Here is a 26035-nt window from a genome sequence, read left to right as displayed (position 1 = left end):
CCTATTCGGTCATGATCGTCCTTTTGATATGAACTCACACCTTTCGGCTCGGGAAGGCCTGGACATTGCGCTCAGGCACCTCGACGCGCTCGCTCCGTCGGGCTACGCCATCATTCTTCATCTGCGGGGCCTGTCGTGCCGCATGGTCGAACGAACCTATCCCGTGAAATGGGTCAAACAGTACAATGAGAACGGGTATGCCCTGCGCGACCCGGTTGTCGGCTGGTGCATGGAACATACCGGTCTGTTGCGCTGGTCGGATCCGGCGCTTCCGGACCCGTACGACATCATGGGTCAAGCGGCGCGGCACGGTCTGAAATTCGGCGCCTCGGTCTCGCTTGGGCCGCGGCAATGCCGCAGTGTCATCAGCGTCGCCCGCGCGGATCGCGAGCTGACCGACGACGAAAATGCCCATTTCGAAGAGATCAGCCGAACGATCCACGGGATGTTCCCGTTGAACCTGTCCCTGTCACGCAAGCAGACCGAGGCGCTGGTGCGCCTTGCGACAGGCATGCGGACCAAGCAGGCGGCCGACAGCTTGGGGATTTCCGACTCGGCCTTCAAGTTCCGCATCCGTACCGCACGCGAGAAACTGAACGCCCGCACAACCGCCGAAGCGATCCAGCGCGCCAAGGATTACAACCTCATCTAAGGGGGCCGGTCCCGACCAGCGGGAAGCTGACGCCCAGCGTCCAGGCAAGGACCAGCCCCAGCGCCAGTCCTGCGGCCAGGGGACCGGACCTGCGCGAGGCCGCGCGGCCCAGCGTGCCGAACACCAGATAGAATAGCACGATGACCGGCGCGATCATCACCAGGAAGAACAGGTCGTCGAAGTCGAGCGTGACCGCCAACCCCAGCGACGCCAGAACCCCCGCCCGCAAGGCCACCCGCCGCGCCAGCGAGGCGCCGCGCGTCAGGATCGCATCTGCCATTAGAAAGCATACGGTTCCGGGCACCATGGCCGCCGCGATCCAGACCCTGTCCGCCGTCGGCCAGAAATTCGCGGCATAGCGGTCCAGCGCCAGCCCGACGATGCCGCTCCAGACCAGCACGAGGATCAGGGCGCGGCCCGACAGCGGTCCCCAGGGAAGTCCCCAGCGCCGGATGAGGATCAGTTGCACCAGGCCGAAGACTAGCAGGTGCAGGGCCAGGTAATCGGCGACCAGCACCGGCAGAAGATCGGGATCCAGGGGCACTGCCACGACCGGCGCAACGACGGCGGGCAACAGCGCGGCGACGGCGATCTGCCCCCGGCGCAGGGCAGGGGCCGGGGTGGCGCGGTCTGGCAGCACCCGCGCCACCGGACGGAACAGCAACACAAGCCCAGCCAGCAGCGCCAGGATCGCCGGGCCTGTCGGCAGAAGCATCACGTCGGACGCGCGTCCATAGACCTGGTCGAGCCAGTCCAGAGCCGCCCGACGACCCACGCGGCTGTGCAGGATCGACACATGCTCGATATATGGCGCGATGACCGTCCGGCGGGTGACCTCTCCATTCGACACCGTCTGGCTGGGGGCCGCGTCGGGGTCGACCATCCGCACGAACTCCACCGCGGCGTCGCGCAAGCCCGGCTCCCACGCGCCGGTCACGGTCAGCAAGGTTTCCGGGCGCTCTGCGTCGATCGCGTTCGAGAATGCCGAAAGCAGGACGAGCGGGCCGATATCGTCGCGCCCGCCCGCGACGCGCACCAGAACGTCCGTCGCCATCGAATGGCCCAGAAGGGCGAGGGGCCGGGTTCCGGCATCGATGGCATCGATCACCGCAGCGGTCTGATCGACCAGAAGGCGGGTCGTTCCCTCGATCGCGGTCAGGTCGCCGGACATCGGCACCGGGTTTCGGCCATGCCCCAGAAAATCGAACGCAAAGACCCGGTAGCCAGCGCGCGCCAGCGGCAGCGCATAGCCCTGCATCATCTGGCGCGAGCCGGCAAAGCCATGCGCGATCACCACGGCCGGCCCTTCCGCGCCGGGGCGGGCGTAGCGGGTCACGGGTGTCGCGCCCACGTCAAACGTCGTGATCTCCAGACCGGCACGGGGGAGTTCCAGAACGACCACCGAAAGCACGATCAGAAAGGCCGCGACCAGTGGCCTCATGCGGGTGTCCGCCGGAATGAAGACGTGTTTTTCAAAACTGTACTCCCCCTCGGGTACCGGGCGATGCAGTGCGATGCGCGTTCGCTCCTCTTGCGATCGTCATACGCGATCCGACCACCGGCACCAAATTGCCGAGACGTCGCGGCAAACAATCGCCCGCTTTCGCGTGGGGAATTGAAACTGCCCTGCCGGGGGGTAAGTGTTCTGCGGTGCAGAATTTTCCGGGATCCGCTTCATGACCATGCCTGACCGTCCGTTCGTCCTGTCGCGTCGTATGCTTCTTCGGATCGGTGGCTCTGTCATTGCCGCGGCGGCGGCGGGTCGGGTGACGGCGCAGGCGGCCATCACGGTTGAACCATTCTCCTTCGACCGCCTGATCGAGCGTGCGCGAAACGCGGCACAGGCTGAATACCAGCCCCCCGAGGCATTGGGCGCGCCGTTTTCGGATCTTGACTACGACGACTACCGCAACATCCAGTTCCGACCCGAGAACGCGGTCTGGCAGGCCGAGGAGGCTGAATTCGTCCTGCACGCCTATCACCCCGGCTGGCTGTTCGACGGGACCGTCCCCCTGTTCGAGGTCGAGGACGGCCGCGCCCGTCCGATCAAGTTCACAGCGGCCGATTTCAACTATTACGGCTCCGCGCGGGACACGATCCCCGAAGGCGCCGCGCTCCCGGGCGTCGCCGGGTTCCGCCTCAACGCGCCGCTGAACTCGGCCGATCGCTTCGACGAGGTCGTCTCGTTCCTCGGGGCCAGTTACTTCCGCGCACTGGGGCAGGGGAACCGCTATGGCCTCAGCGCGCGCGGCTTGGCCGTGAACACCGCCGTTTCGGGCGAGGAGGAGTTTCCCCGCTTCAGCGCCTTCTGGCTGGAACGCCCCGACCCCGCTTCAGGCGAGGTCACTTTCTATGCGATGCTGGAATCCCAGTCCGTGACCGGCGCCTATCGCTTTGTCCTGCGCCCGGGCGAGACGACGACCATGGATGTCGAGCTGCACCTGTTCTTTCGGCAGGATGTCCGGCAGTTGGGCATCGCGCCGCTGACCTCGATGTTCCTTTTCGGGCCGAACGACGGAGGGCCCTTCGACGACTACCGCACCCGCGTCCACGACAGCGAGGCGCTGGTACTGAACTTGGGCGAGTCGACCCTGGTGCGCGTGCTGGCCAATCCGCCACGGCTGGCAAATTCCTATTTCGGCGCCCAGTCGCCGGGCCCCTTCGGGCTGGTCCAGCGGCACCGCGACTTCGACGATTACCTCGACGCGGGCGCCCATTACGAGGCGCGACCCTCGCTGATGGTCGAGCCGCTGAACGACTGGGGCGCGGGCACGGTGAGGTTGATCGAGATCCCGTCGGACCTTGAAGCCAACGACAACATCGTTGCCTTCTGGATCCCCGAGGGCAACTTCGCGGCGGGCGACACCTACCAGACCTCTTATCGGCTGCACTGGGGCATGACGCCCCCGGGGGCGCGTTCGGAGCGTGCCCGAATCCTGCGCACGCTTGGCGGATTCGGAGGCGTTGCAGGCGTCGAACCCCGTCGCGATCGGCGGAAATTCGTCATTGATTTCCAGGGCGGGATGCTTGGGGAACCGCAAGGAGAGTCCGAGGTTGAGGCGCGAGTGAGCGTTGCGAACGGCACGCTCGAGGAACAGGTGCTGCAATATGTCGAAGGTCCAGACGGCCTTTGGCGGCTGGTCCTCGAAGTCCGTGCCGAAGCCGGCGCCGTAACCGAGTTGAAGGCGGATCTTGTGGCGGGCGACCGCACATTGTCCGAGACATGGGTCTATCAATGGATGCGAGACTGAACACCGCACTGGGACATACCGGGCAAAGCGATGCCGACCTGTGCCCGATGGCGCCGCCTTCGGCCCCCCTCGAAATGCCGCGCCAGGTCGTCGAGGGTCAGGCGCGTCTCGGCTTCTTCGATGCGCTAAGCCGTATTTTCATGCGCAATGCGTGACGCCCGCGCCTACCTGCGCGACGGCCCGACATGGCGGCGCAGGATCGCCGTCCTGTGCTTTGCCGCGATCTGCGCAGCCGCCGCGGCCGTGACGATGGCCCAGGCCGGGCTGGCGGCGGGATTCGGACCGCTTGACGGCGCCCGGGTGGCCCTGATCCTGCTGACGACCGGGTGGCTGGCCTGGGGGGCCGGGCAAGCGTTCCTTGGCCTCGGGCCCCTGCCGACCCTTCCGAACCCGGCCGCGGGACGGGTGCCGCCGACGGCCATCCTCATCCCCATCTGCAACGAGAACCCGACCGAAGTGCGTGCCCGGATCGTGGCGATGCGCGCCTCGGTTGCGGCGGCGGGGGTTCCGGCCGATTTCGTCATCCTGTCCGACAGCTCGGGCGAGGACACGTTGCGCAAGGAACAGGCCGCCTTCGCCCTTCTGGACGACCCGGATTTTGCGTCCCACCGGGTCTATTATCGCAACCGGACCGAACGGGTCGGCCGCAAGGCCGGCAATGTCGAGGATTTCATCCGCAGCTCCGGCGGGGCCTACGAATATGTCGTCCTTCTGGACGCCGACAGCCTGATGGAGGGGGAAACGATCCGCCACCTGATCGCCCGGATGGAGGCCGACCCCGGCCTCGGCCTTTTGCAGACCCTGCCCAAGATCGTTGGCGCAGGTTCGCTTTTCGGCCGCGCGATGCAATTCGCCGCCAGCTTCCATTCGCCCGTCTTCGCGCGGGGCCTCGCCCGTCTTCAGGGGCGCGCCGGGCCCTACTGGGGGCACAACGCCATCGCACGCGTGCGCGCGCTGGCCCATTGCTGCGGCCTGCCCGAGCTTCGCGGCAAACCGCCTTTCGGGGGCACCATCCTCAGCCACGACTATGTCGAGGCGGCCCTTCTTGCGCGCGGAGGCTGGCGGGTCGAGATGGACCCCCGCATCCCCGGATCGTACGAGGAGGGGCCCGACAACCTTCTGGCCTATGCCCGCCGCGACCGCCGCTGGTGCCAAGGCAACCTGCAACACATCCGCCTCGTGAACGCCCCCGGCCTTCTGGGGTGGAGCCGTTTTGTCTTCGTGCAGGGAATCCTGTCCTACCTCGTTTCGATCGCGTGGGGGGCGTTCCTGATCGTCTCGCTTCTGGCGACCGCCACGGCGCCGCTACCGGACTATTTCCCCGAGACCTATCAGCTGTTCCCGGTCTTCCCGACCGACCGGACCTTTCAGATCGTCGTGCTGGCCATCGGCATCGGCGGGCTGCTGCTTCTGCCCAAGCTGTCGATCCTGCTTGAGGCTGCCGTCACAGGGCGCGCGCGTCCTTATGGCGGGACCTTTCGCGCCTTCGCCTCTGTTCTGGCCGAAACGCTGCTGACCGCCCTGATCGCGCCCGTGATGCTGATCTACCAGACCCGCGCCGTGACCGAGGTATTCGCCGGCCGCGATGGCGGCTGGCCCTCGACCGCGCGGGGCGAGGGGCAGTTGTCCTTGGCCGCAGGCTGGCGCGCGGGCCGCTGGATCATGCTGGTGGGGCTTGGCGCCGCCGGGGCGGTCCTGTGGATCGCGCCCGAACTGTCTTGGTGGATGAGCCCCGTGACCGTCCCCATGATCGCCGCCCCGCTTCTGATCGCCGTCACCTCGTGGCCGGTCACCCGCGCGGTATTCCGCACCCCCGAAGAAACCGCGCCGGCCCCCGTCGTCCTCGCTTACCGCGAGACGCTGGCCCGTCCGCCCGTGCAGAAAGACCTGCCCAGTGACCCCGCCGCCCGATCGGCCTGACGCCAAGCTGATCCCCATCCGCGGGGGGCCGATCCACGCGCCCACGACCCGCGACCCCCGCATCGACGTGTTCCGCGGGCTGGCGCTGGTCATGATCATCGTCACCCACATGCCCGGCAACCCGTGGGAAAGCGTGACCATCCGCACCATCGGGTTCTCGGACGCGGCCGAGGCGTTCTTTGTCATGTCCGGCATTGCCGCTGGCATCGCCTACAGCCCCGGCATCGCGCGCTGGCTGGCGGGCGAAGGGCGCGCATGGGACGGGATCGCGCCAATGTGGCGGCGGGCCTGGACCCTCTACATGGTGCAGACCGTCCTGACCGTCGCGGCGCTGGGGCTGTTCGCCTGGGCGGCGTCGACCTTCTATCGCGGCGAGTTCCGGGTGATGCACAACCTTGCGCGGTTCTACGAGGATCCGGGCGCGGCGATGTGGGGCATGGCGACGCTGGGCTACCAGATCGGCTATGTGAACATCCTGCCCGCCTATATCGCGTTGATGCTGCTGGCCCCGCTGATACTTGTGGGCGGCATGCGCGCGCCGCGCCTGACGCTGGCGCTGGGCCTGGGGCTGTGGCTGGTGGCGGGCATCTACCGCCTGAACGTGCCGAACCACCCGGGCGGCGGAGGCTGGTTCTTCAGCCCCTTCGCATGGCAGGCGATCTTCATGATCGGCCTTCTGATCGGCATCCGGCACCGCAACGGCCAGCGCCTCGTCCCGGTGAACTGGCCCCTGTTCGGGGTCGCGCTGGCGTTCCTGTTCTTCGTCTTCGCATGGCGCCACGTCCCGGATCTGGGCGCTGCGCTGAACCGCAGGATGGCGCAGCTGGGGTCCATGGGCGCGCCCTACAACGTAGTCTCGCACAGCAAGACCTATCTGGCGCTGCCGCGTTTCCTGCACGTGATGGCGTTGGTTTACGTCATATCCTGCCTGCCCTTCGTCACCCGCGCCTGCGCCAGCCGATGGGCCGATCCGCTGCGCCGCCTCGGGCGGCACGGCCTGTTGGTCTTCGCGCTGGGCACGATGCTGGCGCTGACGGGGCAGATCGTCATGGATATCGAACCCAACGTCGCCTGGCTGCCCTGGGTCGTGCCGCCGCTGGGAGTGGCGCTGGCCTATCTCGCGGCGTGGATCGCGGACCGGGCGCGCCCCAGGCCCGGCGGGGCGCCGCGCCCGCGGGCCATCCCGACGCCGGATCACCGCGTGACGCAGGTGCGCGCCTCCTCCGACGCTAGCTGACGCTACTTTCGCCCTTCCCATCTGGCCGCGAAGGGGGTCCATTGCACGCCGTCATCCGTACAAAGGCCCCCTCGTATGCTCAGCTACTTCGCCCCCCATGGCGGCCACCCGCCGCAGACCGACCTTCTTTCCGGCCGCGCCGTCTTCACCGACGCCTATGCGGTGCTGCCCCACGGCACGATGCGCGACATCACCACCAGTGCCCTGCCGTTCTGGGACGCCACGCGCCTGTGGGTCCTCGCCCGCCCCATGACCGGCTTCGCCGAGACATTCTCGCAATACATCATGGAGGTGCAGCCGGGCGGCGGGTCCGACCGGCCCGAGGCCGACCCGGACGCGCAGGCGGTCCTCTTCGTGACCGAAGGACAGATCGTCCTGAGCATCGGCGATACGCCCCACACCCTCACCCCCGGAGGCTATGCCTACATTCCCCCCGGCCTCGCCTGGACCCTGCGCGCCACCGGCGAGGCCCCCGCCCGCTTTCACTGGATCCGCAAGGCCTACGAGCATGCCCCCGGCCTCGACACCCCCGATCCGCTGGTCCTGAACGAAGCCGACATCGCCCCCACGCCCATGCCCGGCACCAATGGCGCCTGGGCCACGACGCGCTTCGTCGATCCTGCCGACCTGCGCCACGACATGCATGTCACCATCGTCACCCTGCAACCGGGCGCGGTGATCCCGTTCCTGGAAACGCACGTGATGGAACACGGACTCTATGTCCTTGAAGGCAAGGCGGTCTATCGCCTGAATGCCGACTGGGTCGAGGTCGAAGCCGGCGATTTCATGTGGCTGCGCGCCTTCTGCCCCCAGGCCTGCTATGCGGGCGGCCCGGGTTCGTTCCGCTATCTGCTCTACAAGGACGTGAACCGCCACGCGCCCCTGACCTTGCGCCGCTGATCCCGCCCGGTGGACAGCCGCGCGAAATCGGGTCACACCTCGGCCTGACCGACAATTGGGGGACGGACATGAGCTTTCTCGGCATCGATCTTGGCACCTCGGGCCTGCGCGCCCTTCTGACGGACGAGGGCGGCGCGCCCTTGGGCTCGGCCGAGCGAGCCTATTCCGTCTCGCACCCCCATCCGGGCCATAGCGAACAGGACCCCGCCGACTGGATCACCGCGCTTGAGGACGCCGTCGCCGAACTGCGCGCCGCCCATCCCGAATTCGCGCAGCTCAAGGGCATCGGCGTCGCAGGCCACATGCACGGCGCCACGCTGCTGGACGCCGAGGATCGCGTGATCCGCCCCTGCATCCTGTGGAACGACACCCGCTCCCACGCCGAGGCCGTGGCCCTCGACGCGACCGAGGGCGTGCGCGACCTGTCGGGCAACATCGTCTTCCCGGGCTTCACCGCGCCCAAGCTGGAATGGGTCCGCGAACACGAGCCCCAGAACCACGCCCGCACCGCCAAGGTGCTGCTGCCGGCCGCCTACCTGAACTTCTACCTGACGGGCGACCACGTGGCCGACATGTCCGACAGCGCGGGGACCTCGTGGCTGGACGTTGGCGCGCGCGACTGGTCCGACACCTTGCTGGATGCAGGTCACATGCGCCGTGACCAGATGCCCCGCCTGGTCGAAGGCTGCGAACAGGCCGGCCTGCTGCGGTCTGAACTCGCCTCCGTCTGGGGCGTCACGGGCCCGGTCACCGTGGCAGGAGGGGCCGGCGACAACGCCGCCGCAGCCTGCGGGATCGGCGCACTGTCCGAAGGGCAGGGGTTCCTGTCGCTGGGCACCTCGGGCGTGCTTCTGGCCGCGCGCGACGGTTACCGCCCGGCACCTGAAACCGCGTTGCACACGTTCTGCCACGCGGTGCCGGGGCACTGGTACCAGATGGGCGTGATGCTGGCTGCGACCGACAGCCTGAACTGGCTGGCCTCCATCACCGGTGTCAGCCCCGCCGAACTCACGGCCGAGCTTGGCGATACGCTGAAAGCCCCCGGCCGCGTCCGTTTCCTTCCCTACCTCTCGGGTGAGCGGACGCCCCATAACGACGCCGCAATCCGCGGCAGCTTCACCGGCCTCGGCACCGACACGAAGCGGCCCGACCTGACCCGCGCGGTGCTGGAAGGGGTGGCCTTCGGCCTGCGCGACTCGCTCGAGGGGCTGAAGCAGGCGGGCGCGTCGCTCGACACGCTGATGGCGATCGGCGGCGGCACCCGGTCGCGGCACTGGCTGAAGCTTCTGGCGACGGTGTTCGACCTGCCGCTGCGCCTGCCCGCGGGGGGGGAGTTCGGCGCAGCCCTGGGCGCCGCCCGCCTGAGCCGGATCGCCGCCACTGGTGCCGACCCTGCCGACATCGTCACCCCGCCCGAAACGGGCGAGGAGATTACGCCCGACCGCGATCTCGTCCCTGCCTTCGACGAGGCCTACGCCGCCTTCCGCGCGGCCTACCCGGCCATCCGCGAGATCCAGTAGGTCCCCCACCGCGCGCCCGGTTCACCCGGCCTTCACACAGGCCGGGCCATACCCCACCCCGCGCGCATGACGAAGACAGCGAAACCTCTTTCGAGAGGGGCCGTGCGGCCTGACATCCCGCACACCGCCCTGATCACGGGTTTCACCGGTGAGACCACGACCGGGGGTGACGCCCCGTCTTGAAGAATTCGCGATTGGCGGGCCCGCCCCTCTTCTTCGCCAGACTATCCCGCAAATCAGCCCGGCGCCTCGCAAAGGCGACCCGGGCCAGCCCCGCATCCCCTTCATCCTTGGAAAAATACCCCACGGGGTCTGGGGGTGTGAAACCCCCAGTCCGCCCCGTCACCCCGGTTCCACGACCTGCCACGGTGCCTCGAACCAGTGTTCCTCCAGATTGGCGGCCGGGTCTTCCCCGTCCGGCGCGATCCGGTCGACCACGGCGAACAGCCCCGGCGCCGCCAGAGGCGTCAGCACCCCGTGCCACGTGCCCGGCGCAAAGTTGATCCCCTGTCCCGGCGCGGCGCGGAAGGCCTGCGGGCGGCCGGGGATGCCGCCTTCGTCGGGGGTCACGATCACCAGCCAAGGGTGGGGATGCATCGGCAGGAAGGCCTGACTGCCCAGCGGGTGACGCTCGACCATGTCCAGGGTGTAGGGCAGGGCGCGGGGGAGCGCGTCGAACAGGTTCACCCCGATCCGCCCGCCGCCTTCCGCCACCAGCGTCGCAAGGTCGTGGAACCGCCCGCAATTGCCCTGGTTGATGACCCGGTCCGGCGGCCCCGAGGCTTCCAGCACCTCTCCGAACGGGGCGAAGGCGGCCGCGGTCAGCGGGGTCAGGGGGATCCGCGCCGTCATCCTAGCATGTCCCGCAGCCGCAGCGCGGCGATGCGTTCGACCTGCCGGCACGCCTCGGCGAACTCGGTCGCGCGGTCGTTGGCGATGCGCCGCTCGAACGCGGCCATTATTCCTGCCTTGTCGTGATCGCGCACTGCGATGATGAAGGGAAAGCCGTGCTTGTCCATATATTCGGCGTTCGCCTTGGTGAAACGCGCCCGCTCGGCCTCGGTCAGGGCATCTAGCCCGGCGCTGGCCTGTTCGGCGCTGCTCTCGGCGGTCAGGGCCTTCGCAGCGGCCAGTTTTCCCGCCAGGTCGGGATGCGCGCGCAGGACGCCCAGACGCTCGGCTTCGGACGCGGTGCGCAGCACGCGGGACAAGGCATTCGCCAGCCCGACGGGCGTGTCGTGTGCCGGACCAAGCTCCAAGTCGAAGGCGCGCTCTGCCACCCAGGGTGAGTGTTCGACCACCCCGCCGAAGCGGGCGACGAAGGTCTCGCGGTCCATCTGACTGGGACGTTCGATCCGACGATGCGGATGCTCGCGCGCCCAGTGGTCCGCGATCTGTGCCCGCGTGGCGAACCAGACCCCGTCATGCGCCTGCGCGTGCTCGATGAAACGGCGCAGCGCCTCGATCCGGCCGGGACGGCCCACCAGGCGGCAATGCAGACCCACCGACATCATCTTGGCAGCGCCCTCCTCCCCCTCGCGATACAGCGTGTCGAAGGTCGCGCGCAGATAGTCGAAGAACTGTTCGGGCGCGTTGAACCCCTGCGGCGTGGCGAAGCGCATGTCGTTGGCGTCCAGCGTATAGGGCACCACAAGCTGATCGCGGTCGCCCACCTCGATCCAGTAGGGCAGATCGTCGGCATAGGCGTCGGCAATATATTCGAAGGCTCTCGTCTCGGCGGTCAGGCGCAGCGTGTTCTCGGACGACCGGCCGGTGTAGAACCCGCGCGGCGCTTCGCCCGTCACTTCGGTATGCAGGCGGATCGCCTCGGCGATGGCGGCGCGCTCCTTGGCTTCGGGCATGTCCTTGTGCTCGATCCATTTCAGCCCGTGGCTGGCGATTTCCCACCCCGCGTCCTGCATCGCGGCCACCTGCGAAGGGGATCGCGCCAGCGCCGTCGCCACGCCGTAGACGGTAATCGGCAGGTCGCCCAGAAGTCGGTGCAGCCGCCAGAACCCCGCCCTCGCGCCGTATTCATAGAACGACTCCATGTTCGCATGGCGCTGGCCGGGCCAGGGGGCGGCGCCGACGATCTCGCTCAGGAACGCTTCGGACGCGGCATCGCCGTGCAGGATGTTATTCTCGCCCCCTTCCTCGTAGTTCAGGACGATCTGCACCGCGATCTTCGCACCACCCGGCCAGCGGGGGGCGGGGGGCGTGGGGCCATGGCCCTGAAGGTCGCGGGGGTAACGGGTCATCGGCGGTCTCTCCAATAGCGGCGGTGGCACGCGCTAAGTGGTATGGTAGGACGTGCGAAAAAGGAAAGTGCCATGCCCGGATATCTGACGACCCATGTCCTCGACAATGCGCGCGGGGCCCCCGCCGCGGGTCTGACCATTACCCTGTACCGGATCGAGGGCGAGACACGTACCCGCCTCGCCGAGGTCGTGACCAACGACGACGGCCGCACCGACGGCCCGATCCTGCCCGAGGCCGAGTTCGCCACCGGCACCTACGAGCTGGTGTTCCACGCGGGCGATTATCTTGACCGCACCGCGGCTCCGGGGGCTGCGCCGCGGTTCCTCGACCAGGTGCCGATCCGCTTCGGCATGGGCGAGGATGCGCATTACCACGTGCCGCTGCTGCTCTCTCCCTACGGCTATTCAACCTATCGCGGCAGCTGAGGGGACCCGCCCGGGGCCGGGACGTCCGACGCCGGGGCCCCGCCAATTCTGGCTGAACGCACACCGGTTCCAGTGCTCTGCGTCTTGCTGGCAGCGCAGGGCCGAAGGCGTATGCCAAGTGTTCGAATACGCACCATAGGTTGTATGCGCGTGTTCAAAGTTTGATGAGTGACCCGGGGGCATCCGTCGGGCAAAGTGTGAACCCAGTGACCACGGTACGAGTGAGTCCGGCGGGTGCCCTCATCGTGATGCTGCTTCTGGAAGGAGGCCGTGATGGCAAAGATGCAGGTGATGGAAGAGCCGGCGGTGCCCCGGGACCGGGACCGGGAAGCTGACCACCGGATCGGGAACAGCCTCGCCTTTCTTGCTGCGACAATGCGGTTCGAAAGCCGACGAATCTCTTCGGTCGAAGAGGCGCGCCTTGCGCTCGAAAGCGCCGCCAACCGGCTGAGTGCGATCGCGCGCCTTCACCGGATCATGGGTCAGATCGGACGCGGCGAAGAGGTGCAGCTTCTGCCCCACCTAGAGGAGCTTTCGGAGGTTCTGTCGCAAAGCCTCGATATCGACGTGTTCGTGAACGGCGTCGACATCCCGGTGCCCGCGGACATCGCGGGTGCACTTGCCGTGGTGATCAGCGAATTGGCGACGAACTCGGTCAAGCATGGGCATGCGGATGGCGGGACGGTCGTTGGCGTGACCTATCGCGTCAGCAAGGCAGGGATCCTGATCGTCGATGTCGGGGACAACGGCCATGGCCTGCCGGACGGCTTCGACATCCATGATACCACCGGGCTGGGGATGACGATCGTGAACTCGACCGTCCAGCGGCATCGCGGCAAACTGACGGTCGAACATGGTCACGGCGCATCCTACCGGATCGAATTGCCGATCTGAAAGGCCGCTCGTCAGTCGGTGGGCGGGTTTCCGAAAAGGCGCGCATACTCTTTCTCGGCCACGCCGTAGGACCCGCGCGCCTCTGCTTCCAGTCCATCCCGATCCAGAATGGTGATGACGCCCCGGCCTGCGCGGATCAGGCCCTTGCCCTCAAGTATATGCGTCCCGACGGTCACCCCCGCCCGGCGAACGCCCAGCATGATGGACAGAAAGTCGTGGGTGAGGGCCATCCGGTCGTCTGACACTCTGTCGTGGCACATCAGAAGCCAGCGCGCCAAACGCTCCTCGAGCTTGGACTGGCCGTTCGACAGGGCCGTTTGGGTGGTCTGGATGTTCAAGCAGTGAATGTACCGCTTGAAATGAAGTTCCAGCGCGTCGTGCTGGTCGAGGAGACCGCGGAAGACTTCGGTGTCGATCGTGTACCCGTCCCCGGCAACCTGCACGAAAACCTCCAGCGGGCTCGTCTCCACCCCCATCACGATGCTGGTTCCCGACATCCCGTCGAAGCCGAACAGCCCGACCTCGATCCGCCGCCCCTCGTCCCCGACGGCCACCATCGAGCCCACGCAATCGACCGGGAAGGTGACACGTTCGATCTTCTCCTGCGGATATTCCAGGGCCGATCTCTGCTCGAGCCGCACAAGCTCCAGATGAGGGGCCAGCACAGCGCGCAAGTCGGGCGAAAGCGATGCCAGAAGAATGTTGTGATCGTTCGGTGGGCCGAAGGCTTTGGCCATGGCTGCTCCTGCGTGAAGGGCAAGAGCGCGCTGGCTGTCTCTCAAGCGGCCCAACCCAAAAAATCACGGGGCCGATGAATTCACATACCGGACGGCGGCCGGGGTGTCGAACTGGAACTGGATAGGTACAGAAGCGTACAAATCGGGTCCGGACGGGGCAGCGGCACCGGGCCGGGCGGGGGGCGCCGCGCCCGACTTGAATGAGGGGCCGTCACGCCTCGCACCGCGCCCGGTCTTGCCCGGCGGGGGTATCTGCCGCAAAAGGGGGGCCTGCCGCCGGGGTGCCACGCCGGCGGGCATATCTGGACACCGGGGAAGGGACCGCGATGTACGATTTCGCCGTCATGTGGGATTGGGCCGCCTTCGCGGTACGCTGGCTGCACGTCATCACCGCGATCGCATGGATCGGCTCGTCCTTCTATTTTATCGCGCTGGACCTGGGGTTGAATCGGAACATCGCAGGCCCTGCGGATGGCGAGGAATGGCAGGTCCATGGCGGCGGGTTCTACCACGTGCAGAAATACCTCGTCGCCCCGGACGCGATGCCCGAGCATTTGACCTGGTTCAAATGGGAAAGCTACTGGACCTGGATCTCGGGCGCGGCGCTTTTGATGATCGTCTACTGGGCAGGGGCCGAGCTGTATCTGATCGACCCCGCCAAGGCCGATCTGGCGGTCTGGCAGGCCGTCGGTATCTCGGCCGCGTTCATTGCGGTGGGCTGGGTCGCCTATGACGCGCTGTGCAAGTCGCCGCTGAAGGACAGGCCCACGGCGGTGATGCTGGTGCTGTTTGCGGGGATCGTTGTGGTGTCGTGGGCGCTGAACCAGATCTTCACCGGCCGCGCGGCGCTTTTGCACTTGGGGGCGATGACGGCGACGATCATGACAGCGAATGTCGCCATGATCATCATGCCCAACCAGCGCATCGTCGTGGGCGACCTGAAGGCAGGGCGCAAGCCCGACCCGAAATACGGCAAGATCGCCAAGCTGCGGTCCACCCACAACAACTATCTGACGTTGCCGGTGCTGTTCCTGATGCTGTCGAACCACTACCCGCTGGCCTTCGCCACGGAAAACGCGTGGATCATCGCGGCGCTGGTGTTCCTGATCGGCGTGTCGATCCGGCATTTCTTCAACAGCATGCACATGCGTAAATCCCCGCCATACTGGACCTGGGCCGTGACCGCGGTGCTGTTCGTGATCCTGGCGTGGCTGTCCACCGCGCCTTTGCGCGACGGCGACTACGAGGTGGCCGCCGACCGGCCCATGGACGCCCACGCGCTGGCCTTCGCCGACGCGCCGGGCTTCGAGGCGGTCGAGGGGATCGTGGTCGGCCGCTGTTCCATGTGCCACGCGCGCGAACCCGTGTGGGACGGCATCCGCTGGGCGCCGAAGGGCGTCTATCTGGAGACGGCGGCCGATATCGCGGGGCAGGCGCGGCAGGTCTTTCTACAGGCGGGCGTGTCCCACGCCATGCCGCCCGCGAACCTGACCGATATCTCGGAAGACGAGCGGCGCGCGATCCGCGACTGGTTCCGCGCGGGGCAGGGCGGCGCGCGCGAGGTCGCCGCCCGCTAGGTCATTCCGTGGGCAGGGACGCGCAATGCGCCCCCGAGGCCGCCGCCCCGGACCCTAGCGCCACGACCGGCGGCTGGGCATAAGGGTCCAGCGGCTCGGACGCGGCCAGATCGAAGGCCAGCAGGCCCACGACCAGAAGCCCGGCGATGGTGGCGGTCAGTTTGCGCGTCATGGCCTAGCCCCCCAATCCGAATTTCGGCCGCAGCCTGACGCCCAGGACCGACCCTGCGAAGGCCGCGGCGAACCACGCCCAGCCATGCAGCGACCCCGTGGAGATCCCTGAAAAGAACGCGCCTACGTTGCATCCGAACGCGATCCGCGAGGAATAGCCCAGCAGGAACCCCGCCACGATGGCCGCAATCCAGCCTTTCAGCGGGTATGACGGCAGCTTCTGCCCGAACCCACCGCGCCATGCGGTGACCAGCAGCGCGCCGCCGATGATGCCGAGGTTGGTCAGCGAGGTGACGTCGGTCAGCAGGCTTTCGGCGATCCGCTCCTGGTTGGCGGGGATGCCCCAGAAGGCCGACGGCTCGGTCGGGACGCCCAGCGTGGTGGCGCCCTTCGCGGCCCACAGGCCAAGGCCATAGACGATGCCCCAGGGCTGGCCCGCGACCACGATGTTAAGGATGGCGAAGATCGCCAGGCCCACGGCCGCGTAGACATAGCGGCGCGGGATCGACCGGTATTGCGCGGGCGCCATCCACAGGATCGCCGCCGCGACGGCCGCAAGCCCGGCAAGCGTGATCAGAAGGCCCGACGTGCCTTCGAACGCGATGACGGGCAGCGCGCCGAGGTCGGTCCACCAGATCAGGTTGTAGGCCCCCGCGAAGGACCCCAGCGCGAAGAAGGGCAGCGCCAGAAGCCCTACGGGGTTGCCGGATCCGGCGTTGACCAGCGTGCCCGACCCACAGCCCATGACAAGCTGCATGCAGGCGCCGAAGACGAAGGCCCCGCCGATCATGGCAAAGCCCACGGGGGCATGGGCGCCGATCAGCTCCTCCCCGTGGGTGGCCAGCAGCGGGAAGGCCACCAGCGCGACCAGCCCGATGGACAGAAGGTGCCCCAGAAGCCCGTCGGGGTTGCGGTCGGTGATCATCCGCCGCCACGGCCCCGCGAAACCGAACCGGAACCCTTCCAGCGTGATGCCAAAGCCCAGGCCGATCAGGATCAACAGGCCATAGCGCGCGCCCGCAAGGACGGCGACGGCGAAGGCAAAGGCCAACGCCGCCCCGATCAGGGCGGCACGGGTGATGTTCGAGGCGCCGGTGCGCCCCTCGGGGCTGGTGCCTGCGGCGAAGCTGACCATGCCGCCCCCCTCAGAATGCGCTGGTGATGTTGTTCCACAGCGTCTTCAGCGGGCCGGGAACGTTCGCCATCTCGTAGCCCGCGTTCGACCAGCCGACCATGGATTCAGGATACAGCTTCACGTCGCCCACCTCGGCCAGTTCGGAAAGCGCGAACCAGTTGGTCGCGGCCCAGTGCCCGGTGTTGCAGAACGAGATGATGGACCCTGCGTCGCTGAAATTCTGCTCGTCCGCAAGGCTGCGTGCGGCCGACGCGTCGATGATCGCGGGGCCTTCGGCGAACCAGCCCGCGTGTTCGAAATACTCGGACTGGGGCAGGGTGCCGGGCTTGGCAGCCGACGGGTGCGACTGGTTGCCGGACCAGAAGCCTTCCGGGCGGGCGTCCAGAAGCAGCGCCTCGTCCTCGCCGTTCAGCACCTGCTGCACATCCTCGGCCGAGGCGGTCCACTCGGGCGACCACGTCACCTCGATCTGGCTGGCCTCGGGCGATGTGACCTCGTCATCCAGCTCCAGCCCCGCTTCGGTCCAGGCGGCGATGCCGCCGTTCAGGATCGACAGATTCTCGAACCCGGACGATTTCAGCGTCCAGTAGACCCGCGCGGCGGCACCGAAATCGCTGATGTCCGACCCCGCGTAAGAGATGACGACATGGTCGTCCAGCGACAGGCCGAGGTCGCGATAGGCCTGCTGAAGGTCATCGGCCGGGACGATCTGGCCGGGATTCTCCTCGGGGCCGCGGAACAGGGCATAGGGGGCGACGACGGCGTCGCCGATATGCCCGTCACCGAACGCACCTTCGGGGCGGATGTCGATCACCCGCACGTCGTCCAGCGCGCCCTGAAGCTCTTCGGGGGTGACGAGGGGCCCCAGCGCGGTCTGCGCGGCGGCGATGGACGTGGTGGCCAGAAGGCCGGCGGCGGTCAGGGCGGCAAGACGCATGAGAAAGCCTCCTTTGAATGAATTTCCCAGCTTATGTGGAGGTGTCCCACAGGACATCAAGCCCGTCCACGCCGCCCGTCGGGGAACCGTTTTCGCCCTTCGGGCCCCGTATCCGAACGCCGTCATCATCGTGGCGCGGTGCCCGGACGCAGGTTTCCGGCGCGGATCGGCACCGGGACATCCGTCCCGAATGCGCGCGGGGCGGCGCATGCCGCCCTTCGGCGGGTTGATGCCTGCGTAGCCTTGCAGGGGCAATCACGGTCTTGCCCACGCGCGCGCAGAATGACAGGCGATAGGTGCAAAACAGGTACGGCAGGGCATGGGCTGGCCACGCCGCGCGGCCTTATTCGCGCGGGGCCCGTGGGGCGGCTGCTGTTTGAAAGGCGTTTGGCATGGCTCAAAACCAAGACGGTCGCGGGACCTATGGCCCGGTGCCCATGCGTATGCTGGGCACGAACCAGAGCGGCGTGCGCGATCACAACGAACGGCTGGTGCTGTCGATCCTGCGCCGCGATGGCGCTTTGGCGAAGGCCGACATCGCCCGCAGGACCGGGCTTTCGGCGCAAACGATCTCGGTCATCATGCGCGCCCTCGAAGAGGACGGAATGCTTCTGCGTGACGCGCCCCGGCGCGGCAAGGTCGGCCAGCCTTCGGTGCCGATGCGACTCAACCCCGACGGGGCGTACTTCTTCGGCGGAATGATCGGCCGCCGCTGGACCGAGCTGGTTCTGGTCGACATGACCGGCACCATCCGCAGTCACGAACGCATCTTCTATGACTACCCCGTTTTCGACGAAGTGCTCGAGTTCCTGCAAGCCGCCGCGGATCGAATCACCGCAGGGCTGAGCCTTCGCGAACGGGCCCGGCTTTCGGGCTTCGGGGTCGCGCTGCCCTACAACATCTGGGACTGGGCCGAAGAGATCGACGCGCCGGTCGATGCGCTGCTGGCCTGGCGCGACCGTGATATCGGCGCCGAACTTGGCGCCCGCACCGGGTTCGAGGTGCTGATCCAGAATGATGCCTCCGCGGCATGTGCTGCGGAACTCGTCTTTGGGCAGGCTGGAACCCTGCCCGAGGATTTCCTGCACATCTTCGTCGGCTTTTTCGTCGGCGGTGGCCTTGTCATCGGCAATCACCTGTTTGCCGGGCGGACGGGGAACGCGGGCGCCGTGGGGTCACTGCCGATCCCACAGCCTGACGGCACCACGCGACAATTGATCGACCTTGCCTCTCTGTATGGGCTGGCCGAGGTTCTGATCGCCGAGGGTCGCAGCATCGAAGAGCTGTGGAAGCTTCGCCCCGAGGACTGGGCCGGGATTCGGCCGGAAGTCCAGCGCTGGATCAAATGCGCTGCGCCGGCGCTTGCCCAGGCGATCCTGTCGACCGTGGCGCTTCTGGATGTGGGCTGCGTGCTGATCGACGGGCATCTGCCGGACGAGGTGCGTACAGAACTGGTGGCGGCTGTCGATACCGCCGTGGCCGCGTCCGACTTCGCCGGCTTGAGGCGGCCCCAGATCCGGGCCGGCACGCTGGGCGCGGAGTCGAGATCGCTTGGCGCGGCCTCGCTTCCGCTGGCCGCGCGCTTTCTGGTCTGAGGGCCTAGCGGCGGCGATCCCGGCGCGAGGACATGGGCTGGAACGCCACGCCGACATGGGCCTCACAATAGGGTTTGCCCGACTGGGTGGTCAGACCGCAGAACCAGAAATTGTCACCCGCCGGATCGCCGATCGGCCATTTGCAGGTCCGCTCGGTCAGCTCCATCAGGCTCAGCTTCTTCGACTTGCGCTCGACCTCGCGGACCGTCTCCAGCGCCTCGGGGCTGATCTCGTTCGCGGATGGCTGCGGCGGCAGGGGCTGGCCTGCGGGCACGATCTGGCGGCGCGCGATGACGGGGGCTTCTTCCTCCTCCTCGTCGTCGTCTTCATCCTCGACAGGCTCTTCCACGACAGGCGCGTCGGCGGCGGCCGATGCCGCCACAGGCTCGGGCGCGGGGGCCGCGGCGGGGGGAATCGCGGGCTCGGCCGCGGCGGGGGCCTCGGGTTCGGCCTCGGGGCCGCCGCGGTTCGACAGGCCAAGCCGGTGGACCTTGCCGATCACGGCATTGCGGGTCACACCGCCCAGTTCCTTGGCGATCTGGCTGGCCGACTGGCCTTCGGTCCACATCTTCTTCAACAGCTCGACGCGCTCGTCGGTCCAGGCCATGTCGGGATACCTCGTGATCGGGGGCGGGGGCGGCACAGGCGCCGCTTGAGAATTCGCGTGGGCCTCTATTGTAATCACGCCTGCGCCCGATACAACCCGGCCCGACCCTCTCAGGAGACACCATGACCGACCGACCCGATACCGAAATGGGCGTGCGCCGCTTCGGCCGCTGGAACTGGCTGGGCATGATCACCCTGGCCGAGCGCGAGTGCCGCCGCTTCATGTCGATCTGGGCGCAGACGATCATGGGGCCGCTGATCAACGCAGGCCTGTTCCTGGCCGTCTTCGCCATCGCCATCGGCCCCACCCGCGGCGACGTCATGGGCGTGCCCTACGTCGACTTCATCGCACCGGGCCTGATGATGATGACGGTGATCCAGAACAGCTTCGCCAACACCTCCTCGTCGCTGCTGGCCGCGAAGGTGCAGGGCAATATCGTCGACACCCTGATGCCGCCGCTCAGCCCGGTCGAGATGACGCTGGGCTACATGGCCGGCGGCATCGCGCGCGGTGGTCTGGTGGCCGTGGTGATCGGCGCGGTGATGGTGCTGATCCTGGGCACCGGCCTTGCCCATCCGTTCGTGTTCGTGGCCTTCACGTTGCTGGGGGCGGCGATGATGGGGGCGTTGGGCATCCTTGCGGGCATCTATGCGTCGAAATTCGACCAGATGTCGGCGATCACCAACTTCATCATCACGCCGCTGTCGTTCCTGTCGGGCACGTTCTACTCGATCGACGCGCTGCCGCCCGCGCTGACGGCCGCCAGTCATTTCAACCCGTTCTTCTACCTCATCGACGGCGCGCGCTATGGCACCCTGGGGGTCTCCGACTCCTCGCCCTTGCTGGGCTTCTTTGTCTGTTTGGGCGTGACGCTGGCCCTGTTCGCCTTGGCGTGGAGCTGGTTCCGCAAGGGCTATCGCCTGAAATCCTGAGGCTTAGGATCCTCAGACTTGCACCCATGGGGAAAGCGGCGTATCGCCTTCCCCATGGACACCCGGACCGCCATTCTGCCGATCCTGCGACGAGGGCGCATCAGCGCCTGACGTCTTCGTTTCCGTAATCTTCCCCATCGTTGACAGGCCCGGGGTGCTCATGCACCTCTCGGGCTTCATTTGCCAAAGGTTCCGCCGATGATCCCCGCGATCCTTCCCACCTATAACCGCGCGCCGCTGTCGTTCGAACGCGGCGAGGGCAGCTGGCTCTGGACCGATGACGGGACGCGATACCTGGACATGGGGGCCGGGATCGCTGTCAACGCGCTGGGCCATGCTCATCCGGCCCTGGTCGAGGCGTTGACCACCCAGGCGCAGGCGCTGTGGCACGTGTCGAACCTGTACGACATTCCCGCCCAGCAGAAGCTGGCGCAGATGCTCGTGGACCACACCTTCGCCGATACGGCCTTCTTCACCAATTCGGGCACCGAATCCTGCGAGCTGGCGATCAAGATGGCCCGCAAGCACTGGGCCGAGAAGGGCGAGCCCCGCACCACCATCCTCGCCTTCGAGGGCGCGTTCCACGGCCGGTCCTCGGCCGCCATCGCCGCCGCTGGGTCGGAAAAGATGACCAAGGGCTTCGGCCCCCTCCTGCCGGGCTTCCAGCAGCTGCGCTGGGGCGACCACGACGCGCTGACCGCCGCGCTGACCGAGGATGTCGCCGCCGTCATCCTCGAGCCCATCCAGGGCGAGGGGGGCATCCGCCCTGTGCCCGACCACTGTCTGCGCGGCCTGCGCGAGCTTTGCGACAAGACCGGCACGCTTCTGATCCTCGACGAAGTGCAATGCGGCATGGGTCGCACGGGCCGCCTCTTCGCGCATGAATGGGCCGGGATCACGCCCGACATCATGATGGTCGCCAAGGGCATCGGCGGCGGCTTCCCTCTGGGCGCGGTGCTGGCCACCGAAGACGCCGCCGCTTGCATGACGGCCGGCACCCATGGCTCGACCTACGGGGGAAACCCCTTGGCCTGCGCCGTCGGCGCGAAGGTGATCGAGCTGATGACCGCCGACGGCTTCCTCGACCGTGTGGGACAGGCCGCGGGCCGGCTGCGCCAGGGCCTCGAAGGGCTGGTCGCGAACCACCCCCGCATCTTCGAAGAGGTACGCGGCACCGGCCTTCTGCTGGGCCTGAAATGCCGGGTGCCCAACACAGACCTCGTCGCGCAAAACTACGCCCAGCACATGCTGACCGTGCCCGCCGCCGACAACGTGGTACGCCTGTTGCCGCCCCTGACGATCACCGATGACGAGATCGCCGCCGCCCTCGACCGCCTCGACAAGGCGGCCACCGCCCTGGAACAGGCCGTATAGCTTCATCCTTGCTTAAATATCCTCGGGGGTCCGGGGGCAGACAGCCCCCGGTCCGACCGACCAACCCGGACCCTTTTCGATGCCTCATTTCCTCGACATCCATAAAACAGACACCGCAGACCTGCGCAGCATCGTCGACACCGCGCGCGCCATGAAGGACGGGCGCAACGGCCGCCCCAAGGGCGCCCCCGACGACGACCGCCCGCTCGACGGGCGCATGGTCGCGCTGATCTTCGAGAAACCTTCAACCCGCACCCGCGTCAGCTTCGACGTCGGCGTGCGCCAGATGGGCGGGCAGACCATGGTCCTGTCCGGGGCCGACATGCAGCTGGGCCATGGCGAGACCATCGCCGACACCGCCCGCGTCATGTCGCGCTATGTCGACCTCATCATGATCCGCACGTTCGAGGAAGCGACGCTTCTCGAGATGGCCGAACACGCCACGGTGCCGGTCATCAACGGGCTGACCAACCGCACCCATCCCTGCCAGATCATGGCCGACGTGATGACCTACGAGGAACATCGCGGCCCCATCGCCGGCAAGAAGGTGGTCTGGTCCGGCGACGGCAACAACGTCTTCGCCTCCTTCGCCCATGCCGCGCAGCAATTCGGGTTCGAGCTGACCTTCACCGGGCCTGAGCCTCTGGACCCCGAGCCGCGCCTGCACGACCTCATCACCATCGAGCGTGACCCGATGAAGGCGGTCGAGGGGGCAGACCTCGTCGTCACGGACACCTGGGTGTCCATGCACGATCCCCAATCTGCGAAGGAACGTCGCCACAACCAGCTGCGCGGCTACCAGGTCAACACGCGCCTGATGTCGGCCGCCAAGCCCGACGCGCTGTTCATGCACTGCCTGCCTGCCCACCGCGAGGACGAGGTCACGTCCGAGATCATGGACGGCCCCCATTCCGTCATTTGGGACGAGGCCGAGAACCGCCTGCACGCACAGAAGGCGATCATGCGCCACTGCCTCGGGGCATAGGTCGCCATTGACGGCGGCTTGACCAGGGGCGGGGGCGGACCATCTCCGCCTCCATGCCCGCGCCCCATGTCCTCTTCTGCATCCCCGTCATCGCCCGCAGCCTGACCGCCGACTGGTCGGTCGTCGAACGCTGCCTTGATCGCACGTTCGGCAGTCTCATCGCCCAGACCGACCCCGCATGGCGCGCGGTCGTCTGCGGCCACGAAGTCCCCCGCCTGCCCAACGACCCCCGCATCCGCGGCATGGCCATCGACCGCCCGCTGGACGGCGACGACAAATGGGCCAAGATCACCGCCATCCTGAACGACGAGCCCGAGGACGACGCCTTCCTCTTCGCCCTCGACGCCGATGACCTGCTGGTCCCCCAACTCGTCGCGCATATCCGCAGCGAACCGGCCGACGGATGGCTCATCACCGATGGCTGGTCGCTGGACGCGCGGACCGGCGCGCTGGGCCGTCACGGCGCGCCCACGCCTGACCACCCCAAGCGTGCGCCCTTCTACAAGGTCTGCGGCTCGGCCGGGGCCGTGCGACGCGTGAAAGGCGACCTCAAGGCTACGCGCCAAATGATGGTCCGCCACTTCGACCTGCCCGAAACCGCCCCCCGATACGGCCAGACCCTCCGCCCCATCCCGTTCCCCGCCGCCGCCTACCTCGTCGCCCATGGCGAGAACCAGGAAAGCCGCTCGGGCCGCGAGGGTGACAAGCTACGCTACATCGCCGCCAACCCCGTTTCACCCGCCGAGGCCGCCGAGGCCCGCCGCCTGCTGAACCTCCCCGAAGGCAAACTGGACTGACGCCAAATCCCGGCGCGCGCCTCCCCCAATTCACCCTTGGCAAAATACCCAAATCCCGCCGCCCCGCCACGGAACGCACCACCCGCCTCGGCGCGTTTGCGCATCGACCACACGGAAGGACACCCCATGCAGACCCGACAGCTCGGCCTCACCGGCCTCGAGATCGCGCCCATCGTCTTCGGCGGCAACGTCTTCGGATGGACCGCCGACACCCCCACGTCCCACGCGCTGATCGACCAGTTTCTCGATCGCGGCTTCAACGCCATTGATAGCGCCGATGTCTATTCCGCCTGGGCCCCCGGCAACGAGGGCGGCGAAAGCGAGCGCGTCATCGGCGACTGGCTACAGAAGACCGGCCGCCGGGACGAGATGGTGTTGATGACCAAGGTCGGCATGTGGGGCCCGCGCGAAGGCCTGCGCGCCCAGAACATCGAAAAGGCCTGCGAGGACAGCCTGAAGCGGCTCAACACCGACCATATCGACGTCTATTTCGCCCATCGCGACGACACCGACACCCCGCTGGAGGAAACGCTTGAAGCCTTCGCCAAGCTCAAGCAGGCGGGCAAGATCCGCCACGCGGGTGCATCGAACTACGATGCCGACCGGCTGGCGCAGGCTGTCAGCGCGGGGCAGGGCGACGGCAAGCTGGTCTACGAGGTGTTCCAGCCCGAATACAACCTCGTCGCCCGCGACTACGAGGGCGCGCAGAAGGACGTCGCGCTGAAGCACGGGATGGGGGTCGTGACCTATTTTTCGCTGGCCTCGGGGTTCCTGACCGGCAAGTACCGCGACAAGTCCGACATCGAGGGGACCGAGCGCGAGGCCATGCTGGGCGGGTATTTCGAAGGCAAGGGCAAGGCGGTTCTGGACGCGCTCCTGGCCGTCTCGGACGAGGTCGGCGCCAAGCCCGCTCAGGTCGCATTGGCTTGGCTGATCCAGCGCGACGGGGTCACGGCGCCCATCGCCAGCGCCCGCAATCCCGGCCAACTGGCGGAAACGCTGGGCGCCGCTGACCTGACCCTGGCCGAGGACCAGATGAACCGTCTGACCAAGGCAGGCGCATAACCGCGCGGGCGGCGTTGACGGATCGCCCCGGCATCGTCAAATGCCGGGGCAACCCAGACACACAGAAGCCCCCATGTCCCATCGCGACCGCCTTGCCGCCTTCCTCGACCGCGCGACGATCCGCAACACGATCACCGCGGTGATCCTCGTGAACGCCGTGACGCTGGGGCTCGAGACCTCCGAAACCGCGATGGGGCAAGCGGGCAGCCTGATCATAGCGATCGACCGGGTATGCCTCGCGATCTTCGTGGTCGAGCTTATGGCCAAGCTCTACGCCTTCGGCCCCCGCTTCTTCCGCGATGGCTGGAACCTCTTCGACTTCGCCGTGGTCGCAATCGCGCTGGTCCCGGCCTCGGACGGGTTCTCGGTGCTGCGGGCCCTTCGCATCCTGCGGGTGTTGCGCGTCATCTCGGTCGCACCGCGCCTGCGCCGGGTGGTCGAGGGCTTTCTGACGGCCCTTCCGGGCATGGCCAGCGTGTTCCTCCTGATGGCGCTGATCTTCTATATCGGGGCCGTGATCTCGACCAAGCTGTTCGGGGACGCCTTTCCCGAATGGTTCGGGGACCTCGGACGGTCTGGATACACGCTGTTCCAGGTCATGACGCTGGAATCGTGGTCCATGGGCATCGTCCGCCCGGTGATGGAGACCTATCCCTACGCGTGGGCCTTCTTCGTGCCCTTCATCATGGTCACGACCTTCGCGGTGGTGAACCTGATCGTGGGCCTCATCGTCAACTCGATGCAATCCGCGCATGAGGAAGAATCCGTCGCCGCCACGGACGCCTATCGCGACGCGGTGCTGGCGCGGCTGGAGGCGATCGAGAAGCGGCTGTCCGACCGCTAGCCGTCGGCCTCGTTCGACCCCGCCCGCTCCAGCACCGCGCGGGCGCGCAGCTCGGCCCGGCGTATGCGGACGGCGTTCAGGTATTCCTCGGACATGGTCTGGCTGGCGTTCTGGATCGCATCGGCCACCTCGCGGATGATCGCGTCGTCGGTGCCGTCCTCGATCAGGCGCACCGTCTCCTGCGCCAGTTCGTCGGCGACCTGTTCCATGATCGACATGCG

26 protein-coding genes are annotated in these 26035 nt (G+C 67.4%); 17 read left to right on the top strand and 9 right to left on the bottom strand.

What is annotated here, in order from left to right:
* The first annotated feature begins 28 nt into the window (after positions 1–28).
* Entirely contained in the window at positions 29–652 is a 624-nt protein-coding gene (locus PAA8504_RS13535; RefSeq protein WP_108894728.1) for a helix-turn-helix transcriptional regulator, read from the top strand.
* Here PAA8504_RS13535 and PAA8504_RS13530 read toward each other — a convergent pair.
* Positions 645–2093 carry an alpha/beta hydrolase gene (locus tag PAA8504_RS13530; RefSeq protein WP_108894727.1) on the bottom strand — a complete coding sequence of 483 codons (1449 nt, stop codon included), beginning with the start codon at positions 2091–2093 and terminating at the stop codon, positions 645–647. The two genes, PAA8504_RS13535 and PAA8504_RS13530, sit on opposite strands and share 8 nt — an antisense overlap.
* Positions 2094–2328: 235 nt before the next feature.
* Between PAA8504_RS13530 and PAA8504_RS13525 the strand changes: the two genes are divergently transcribed.
* The 6 genes from PAA8504_RS13525 (at position 2329) to xylB (ending at position 9480) form a co-directional block, all read left to right on the top strand.
* Entirely contained in the window at positions 2329–3903 is a 1575-nt protein-coding gene (locus PAA8504_RS13525; protein ID WP_108894726.1) for an OpgD/OpgG family glucan biosynthesis protein, read from the top strand.
* Entirely contained in the window at positions 3888–4058 is a 171-nt protein-coding gene (locus tag PAA8504_RS22090; RefSeq protein WP_181375805.1) for a hypothetical protein, read from the top strand. The genes PAA8504_RS13525 and PAA8504_RS22090 overlap by 16 nt, the downstream gene beginning before the upstream one ends.
* The gene (gene mdoH, locus PAA8504_RS13520; RefSeq protein WP_108894725.1) at positions 4051–5823 is read left to right on the top strand and encodes a glucans biosynthesis glucosyltransferase MdoH; all 1773 of its coding nucleotides are present in this window, start codon (positions 4051–4053) and stop codon (positions 5821–5823) included. The genes PAA8504_RS22090 and mdoH overlap by 8 nt, the downstream gene beginning before the upstream one ends.
* Positions 5798–7060 carry an OpgC family protein gene (locus PAA8504_RS13515; RefSeq protein ID WP_108894724.1) on the top strand — a complete coding sequence of 421 codons (1263 nt, stop codon included), beginning with the start codon at positions 5798–5800 and terminating at the stop codon, positions 7058–7060. The genes mdoH and PAA8504_RS13515 overlap by 26 nt, the downstream gene beginning before the upstream one ends.
* A gap of 75 nt (positions 7061–7135) precedes the next feature.
* Positions 7136–7960, top strand: coding sequence for a bifunctional allantoicase/(S)-ureidoglycine aminohydrolase (locus PAA8504_RS13510; protein ID WP_108894723.1), 825 nt, complete (start codon positions 7136–7138; stop codon positions 7958–7960).
* 68 nt (positions 7961–8028) lie between these two features.
* The gene (gene xylB, locus PAA8504_RS13505; protein WP_108894722.1) at positions 8029–9480 is read left to right on the top strand and encodes a xylulokinase; all 1452 of its coding nucleotides are present in this window, start codon (positions 8029–8031) and stop codon (positions 9478–9480) included.
* A 342-nt stretch (positions 9481–9822) separates the two neighbouring features.
* Here xylB and PAA8504_RS13500 read toward each other — a convergent pair whose 3' ends face one another.
* Both PAA8504_RS13500 and puuE read right to left on the bottom strand, forming a co-directional pair.
* Entirely contained in the window at positions 9823–10332 is a 510-nt protein-coding gene (locus PAA8504_RS13500; protein ID WP_108894721.1) for an ureidoglycolate lyase, read from the bottom strand.
* Positions 10329–11738: an allantoinase PuuE gene (puuE, locus tag PAA8504_RS13495; protein WP_108894720.1), complete on the bottom strand. Its 1410-nt coding sequence runs from the start codon at positions 11736–11738 to the stop codon at positions 10329–10331. The genes PAA8504_RS13500 and puuE overlap by 4 nt, the downstream gene beginning before the upstream one ends.
* A 72-nt stretch (positions 11739–11810) precedes the next feature.
* On the opposite strand from puuE, the gene uraH reads away from it, so the two are divergent.
* Positions 11811–12164 (top strand): hydroxyisourate hydrolase, encoded by a 354-nt coding sequence (gene uraH / locus PAA8504_RS13490; RefSeq protein WP_108894719.1) that lies wholly within the window; start codon positions 11811–11813, stop codon positions 12162–12164.
* 273 nt (positions 12165–12437) lie between these two features.
* On the top strand, positions 12438–13058 hold the full coding sequence (locus tag PAA8504_RS13485; RefSeq protein ID WP_108894718.1) for a sensor histidine kinase: 621 nt from the start codon (positions 12438–12440) through the stop codon (positions 13056–13058).
* 11 nt (positions 13059–13069) lie between these two features.
* On the opposite strand, the gene PAA8504_RS13480 is transcribed toward PAA8504_RS13485, so the two are convergent.
* The gene (locus PAA8504_RS13480; RefSeq protein ID WP_108894717.1) at positions 13070–13795 is read right to left on the bottom strand and encodes a Crp/Fnr family transcriptional regulator; all 726 of its coding nucleotides are present in this window, start codon (positions 13793–13795) and stop codon (positions 13070–13072) included.
* A 326-nt stretch (positions 13796–14121) separates the two neighbouring features.
* On the opposite strand from PAA8504_RS13480, the gene PAA8504_RS13475 reads away from it, so the two are divergent.
* Positions 14122–15372 carry a urate hydroxylase PuuD gene (locus tag PAA8504_RS13475; RefSeq protein WP_108894716.1) on the top strand — a complete coding sequence of 417 codons (1251 nt, stop codon included), beginning with the start codon at positions 14122–14124 and terminating at the stop codon, positions 15370–15372.
* A 1-nt stretch (position 15373) separates the two neighbouring features.
* Here the strand turns inward: PAA8504_RS13475 and PAA8504_RS22085 are convergent, their stop codons facing one another.
* Genes PAA8504_RS22085 through PAA8504_RS13465 form a run of 3 tightly spaced genes read right to left on the bottom strand, consistent with a single transcriptional unit; the run spans position 15374 to position 17615 of the window.
* Entirely contained in the window at positions 15374–15544 is a 171-nt protein-coding gene (locus PAA8504_RS22085) for a hypothetical protein (protein ID WP_181375798.1), read from the bottom strand.
* Positions 15545–15547: 3 nt separating this feature from the next.
* On the bottom strand, positions 15548–16678 hold the full coding sequence (locus PAA8504_RS13470) for a YeeE/YedE thiosulfate transporter family protein (RefSeq protein ID WP_108894715.1): 1131 nt from the start codon (positions 16676–16678) through the stop codon (positions 15548–15550).
* A gap of 10 nt (positions 16679–16688) precedes the next feature.
* A complete protein-coding gene (locus tag PAA8504_RS13465) occupies positions 16689–17615 on the bottom strand; it encodes a sulfurtransferase (RefSeq protein ID WP_108894714.1) in 927 nt (308 codons plus the stop codon).
* 392 nt (positions 17616–18007) lie between these two features.
* Here PAA8504_RS13465 and PAA8504_RS13460 point away from each other — a divergent pair, with 392 nt between their 5' ends.
* On the top strand, positions 18008–19210 hold the full coding sequence (locus tag PAA8504_RS13460; RefSeq protein WP_108894713.1) for an ROK family transcriptional regulator: 1203 nt from the start codon (positions 18008–18010) through the stop codon (positions 19208–19210).
* A gap of 4 nt (positions 19211–19214) precedes the next feature.
* On the opposite strand, the gene PAA8504_RS13455 is transcribed toward PAA8504_RS13460, so the two are convergent.
* Entirely contained in the window at positions 19215–19817 is a 603-nt protein-coding gene (locus tag PAA8504_RS13455; protein WP_108894712.1) for a GcrA family cell cycle regulator, read from the bottom strand.
* 122 nt (positions 19818–19939) lie between these two features.
* Here PAA8504_RS13455 and PAA8504_RS13450 point away from each other — a divergent pair, with 122 nt between their 5' ends.
* The 6 genes from PAA8504_RS13450 (at position 19940) to PAA8504_RS13425 (ending at position 25814) form a co-directional block, all read left to right on the top strand.
* Entirely contained in the window at positions 19940–20749 is an 810-nt protein-coding gene (locus tag PAA8504_RS13450; protein ID WP_108894711.1) for an ABC transporter permease, read from the top strand.
* 198 nt (positions 20750–20947) lie between these two features.
* Positions 20948–22123 (top strand): aspartate aminotransferase family protein, encoded by a 1176-nt coding sequence (locus PAA8504_RS13445; RefSeq protein ID WP_108894710.1) that lies wholly within the window; start codon positions 20948–20950, stop codon positions 22121–22123.
* A 79-nt stretch (positions 22124–22202) separates the two neighbouring features.
* Positions 22203–23108 (top strand): ornithine carbamoyltransferase, encoded by a 906-nt coding sequence (argF, locus tag PAA8504_RS13440; protein WP_108894709.1) that lies wholly within the window; start codon positions 22203–22205, stop codon positions 23106–23108.
* Between the two features lie 53 nt (positions 23109–23161).
* Complete coding sequence (locus PAA8504_RS13435; RefSeq protein ID WP_108894708.1) at positions 23162–23905, top strand: hypothetical protein; 744 nt, start codon at positions 23162–23164, stop codon at positions 23903–23905.
* A 126-nt stretch (positions 23906–24031) separates the two neighbouring features.
* Complete coding sequence (locus PAA8504_RS13430) at positions 24032–24970, top strand: aldo/keto reductase (protein WP_108894707.1); 939 nt, start codon at positions 24032–24034, stop codon at positions 24968–24970.
* Positions 24971–25043: 73 nt separating this feature from the next.
* Entirely contained in the window at positions 25044–25814 is a 771-nt protein-coding gene (locus PAA8504_RS13425; protein ID WP_108894706.1) for an ion transporter, read from the top strand.
* Here PAA8504_RS13425 and PAA8504_RS13420 read toward each other — a convergent pair.
* Entirely contained in the window at positions 25811–26032 is a 222-nt protein-coding gene (locus PAA8504_RS13420; RefSeq protein ID WP_108894705.1) for a hypothetical protein, read from the bottom strand. The genes PAA8504_RS13425 and PAA8504_RS13420 overlap by 4 nt on opposite strands.
* Positions 26033–26035: the final 3 nt, after the last annotated feature.

The organism is Palleronia abyssalis, assembly GCF_900302445.1.
In the GTDB taxonomy this organism is placed as follows: Bacteria; Pseudomonadota; Alphaproteobacteria; order Rhodobacterales; family Rhodobacteraceae; genus Palleronia; species Palleronia abyssalis.
Note: the sequence above shows the minus strand (reverse complement) of the source record. Positions and strands in the feature narration are given on the sequence as shown.